The sequence below is a fragment of the Shewanella sp. SG44-6 genome (genome assembly GCF_014164185.1).
GTDB lineage: Bacteria > Pseudomonadota > Gammaproteobacteria > Enterobacterales > Shewanellaceae > Shewanella > Shewanella vesiculosa.
Window position 1 is genome coordinate 1 of sequence record NZ_JACJER010000292.1, and the last position, 1,001, is coordinate 1,001.

1 rRNA gene is annotated in these 1,001 nt (G+C 42.2%); it reads right to left on the reverse strand.

From position 1 onward, the window contains the following. Nucleotides 1-905 precede the first annotated feature (905 nt). A 5S ribosomal RNA gene (gene rrf, locus H5185_RS22245) occupies nucleotides 906-1,001 on the reverse strand; the annotation flags it as partial.

Genomic DNA, 1,001 nt, shown 5'->3' on the forward strand with positions numbered 1-1,001 from the left:
GCTGTAAGTGTAATTTTATTTACCTAGATAAAACATGCACCATGACAATAAACACTCAGGATATTATTGGTGTAACGAACTCTAAAACAAATCAAACGAAACAACTTATTGCATAACGCTAAGCTTTATCTAATCAAACTGCAAAACAATGAGATGACTAGATTAACCATCTAACAGCCAAATGTGAACAAGTAGACAATAAGTTATTTACGTTAACTAAGGTTCAATGTTAGTCAGTTAGAACAAAAGCCTGATGCATCAGTTTGTAGCGTACAGCCATCATCTCTCATCTGAGCATATCGATCATACAGCAATACTGGTTTACTTAATGTGCACAGGTAAACATCAGATAACTCAAAACATTTTAACTATAGACGTAAAATTACGGACACTCGCATGAGCATATCAACCACACAGGCCAATGGCTTAGGCCCAAGAACGGCTCTCAGGCACAAATTGCAGACGTAAAAAAGCCCGCTACATAATAGCGGGCTGCTTCACGACTCTTTCAAGTCAATTAGGCGCCTGGAAATAGCCTACTCTGGCATGGGCATACTGGCCACACTGACTAATTGCTTAGGTTTAAGGCACAAAACAAAAAGGCCACTCGAGTAGAGTGGCCTTGCTGTAGTATTTAGCGTCTAGAAATAACCCACTCTCACATGGGCATATCATCCACACTGGTTAATGGCTTAGGTCCATGAACTGCTTTAAATCTCAAATTGCAGACGTAAAAAAGCCCGCTACATAATAGCGGGCTGTTTCACGACTCTTTCAAGTCAAATAGGCGCCTGGAAATAGCCTACTCTCGTATGGGCATACTGGCCACACTGACTAATTGCTTAGGTTTAAGGCACAAAACAAAAAGGCCACCCTATTAAGGTGGCCTTGCTGTTTTATTTGGCGCCTGGAAATGACCTACTCTCGCATGGGGAGACCCCACACTACCATCGGCGATACTGTGTTTCACTTCTGAGTTCGGAATGGGATCAGGTGGTGCC